General features: G+C 51.1%; 4 protein-coding genes. 2 read left to right on the forward strand and 2 right to left on the reverse strand.

Annotated elements, in window-relative coordinates:
• Together GX466_09515 and GX466_09520 are read right to left on the reverse strand one after the other, a co-directional pair.
• On the reverse strand, window positions 1-346 hold a 346-nt coding region (locus GX466_09515; GenBank protein ID NLH94433.1), incomplete at its 3' end, for a hypothetical protein.
• Window positions 347-593: 247 nt separating this feature from the next.
• Window positions 594-1,736 (reverse strand): hypothetical protein, encoded by a 1,143-nt coding sequence (locus GX466_09520; protein NLH94434.1) that lies wholly within the window; start codon window positions 1,734-1,736, stop codon window positions 594-596.
• A 143-nt stretch (window positions 1,737-1,879) separates the two neighbouring features.
• Between GX466_09520 and GX466_09525 the strand changes: the two genes are divergently transcribed.
• Both GX466_09525 and GX466_09530 read left to right on the forward strand, forming a co-directional pair.
• Window positions 1,880-2,284: a helix-turn-helix domain-containing protein gene (locus GX466_09525; protein NLH94435.1), complete on the forward strand. Its 405-nt coding sequence runs from the start codon at window positions 1,880-1,882 to the stop codon at window positions 2,282-2,284.
• A gap of 1 nt (window position 2,285) precedes the next feature.
• The coding region (locus GX466_09530; protein NLH94436.1) for a site-specific integrase at window positions 2,286-2,868 on the forward strand (583 nt) is incomplete at its 3' end.

Below are 2,868 nucleotides of genomic sequence, written 5' to 3' on the forward strand. Positions count from 1 at the left end.
CGCACAGGATCTCTCTTGTTCCGTCCGAGATGGCGGCGCGGACGAGATCCTGTCCCTCGATGCAGAACTTGCCTCGGGGGGTTACGACGACGATTGGATGTTCCGCTGTGGTGGGTTCCCGGTAATCCGGGATGCCGTCATAGGGGATGATCTCCTCGATGGAGACCAGTTCAAGGGAGCGAGCGATGGTTCCGAGCGTAAACGGCGCTCTGGGCATCGCCTGGTTGGACGGAGACGGACTCGTGAGGACCGCCTCAGCTTCGTTGATCTTCAAGTCCCCCGGAGGGCCTTGAAGGCGGGCACCTGTGACAACGGGTTCTTGATGGGTGATACTTGATCCGTACATAAGAACTACCTCCGAAAAATTTTGTTTCCCGGCTATTTCGTAACGACGAGCGGGGCTAATCGTCACGGAATATGGGTGTTATGGAGGTTACAAGGGCAGGGAAAAGTCAGATAGATAAGGGGGCAGGGAATTAAGTCAGATTTTCGATTTATCCGTTACACGTCTTTGAGGCATGGAAATAAGTGGTGGGGCGTGAGTTGAAAGGGAATGAGTTCAAGTGAAATGGGCGATGATGGAGGCAAAGCTATTATGTAGTTGGCTTTCTCTGACTTTTTTTTCTACCGGTGCGTTTTACATAATCTTCCAAGAACTTGATGGCTGCTGCGTTCTTTCTTCGCAACAGTGGACATTCCCCTCGGACAGGATAATGATCATCGGATACTCGGCATGACCTTCGGCAGTCTGCGGGTTTCAGGTACTGGGGTTCAAAGCTAGAGACTATGAACGCGTCGTGATTCAGCAGAGTGGACCGGATCCATCCGTTCTGTCGTCGAAGGCACTTAAACATGAATTTTTCTGCTGGAGCCTGCGCGTCCCGAGACGCCTTCGTTCGACATTTATCGCTGCAGGTTGCTCGATCGATCCTCCCATCTTGGAAGAAAAATTTTCCGCAAACGGGACATGATTTGAACCTGTCGAGCGATCCGAGAAGCGCCATGCACTTTACCAGTGTGTAGCGAATCGCCTTTATGAAGGATACGCGGGTGTTTGCTATCGGGGCCATGATAGGACTGTCATCCAAGACTGCATCGTGCAGGGCGTCCGCGAAAGTGTCTTCACGGTCCTTGTTAAAGTTGTACACGACCTCAAATGTTTCGCCATACCGGGGCGCAGGACCAAGTTGTTTTGTCCGGCTTCTGGCATACGCCTGTAGCTGGGCATCGCTCGGATTTGCAGGTGGAGTGTGAATGATCTCAATCTTCGGACCGGATGGACTCATTTCCTTGGGCTTGGGCTTTTTCCAGCTGAATGTTCCCGTTAGCTTGTTAGCCCGACCGGTCTGGTCCTTGGGAGGATCGATATGTTCGCGTATCCCGTATTCCACGTGGGGCACGGCAATGACGTTTACATGCTTGTTGCGGGTGATGTCCTCGTGAAGAGCCGAAATGATTTCAAGGAAACTGACAAGGTGCCTTTTCTTGGAAATAGTTATCTCTGTGCCGGTGCCGTAACGAAACACACCGAGGTCACTGTAATACTGAACATTTTCGAAACGCGGCAGCGTGTAATAAAAGAGCTCCTCAATCTTATCCACGATGTCTTTGGGAAAGTCCTGGATGACGATTTCCGAAAACCATGTCTCATCTTGTTGGGCCATCAACAGATGATAGAGCTCCACCAGGGCTTTCATCCCTTTGAGGTAATTTTTCTGCTCGGCACTGTTTGGCATCCTTTTCACCTCTGCGACAAAAGTCAATTAAGATGGTGTAACAGATAAAGTCAATCTTTTTGCCAAGGGGGTTTGTCTCTGCATATCTGACTTGCGTTGAGTATGGCACATAGGGCGAAAAACACCACCTGTAGGCGCAAGTCATGGCAGATTCCAACGAAAACATCAATATTAATAGCTATTTAACAATCGACGACCTCTCCGTCTACCTCGGCATCAAGCCCAAGACCCTCTACGCCAAGGTCAAGGAGATCCCCCACTATAAGGTCGGGCGCCTGATCCGGTTCAAGCGGGAAGATGTAGATGCCTGGATGGAGCGGCATAGGGTAGCCAAGACGGAGCAAAGACTGCCTGCCCCAGAGAATGGCTCAGAACACGTCCAGAAGGTCTCAGAAGCGCGAAAACCTCGAAAGAGAAGGGTAAGGAGGGGACCAATCACCGATATCGACCGGATGGTCAGGAATACGATTGACCAGGTCACAACAGAATATTATAGTCCTGGACACGGGAAATCAGACCAAGTCAAGGGCTCCGGAAAGGAGGTCTGACATGGGACTCTACAAGAGGGGCTCGGTCTGGTGGATGAGTTTTGTAAACCCGAAAACGGGCGAACAAGTAAGGCGTTCCACAGAAACAGAGGATAAGGAACTCGCCAAGAAGATCCTCGACAGTCAAAAAGGCAAGATCGCGGAGGGGAAGTGGTTCGAGCGACTTCCCGGTCAGGATTTCACCTTCAAGGAAGCGATGGATAAATACTTGAACGGGTACTCCAAGAGGAGCAAGGCTGCCAGCTCCCATGTGCGAGATATGTGCGGGGCCAAACACCTACTTCCGGTTTTCGGGCAGTACATGCTTGCCGATATTGGTCCTTCCAGCATTTCCGAATACAAGGTGAAAAGAAGAGAAGAGGGTGCTTCTGCCCAGACCGTAAATCTGGAACTCTCCCTGATGAGCCACGTATTTACCATCGCCATGAAGGAATGGGAATGGGTTAAAGAAAATCCGGTCAAAATGGTGGCGAGGGAGAGGAAGGACCGACCGAAGGAAAGGTGGCTGTCCCTTGAAGAAGAGGGGCGGCTCTTGAATGAATCGCCTCCGTGGCTTCAGGACATAATCACCTTTGCGATTCACA

The sequence above is a fragment of the Candidatus Cloacimonadota bacterium genome, from assembly GCA_012516855.1.
Classification (GTDB): Bacteria; Cloacimonadota; Cloacimonadia; order Cloacimonadales; family Cloacimonadaceae; genus Syntrophosphaera.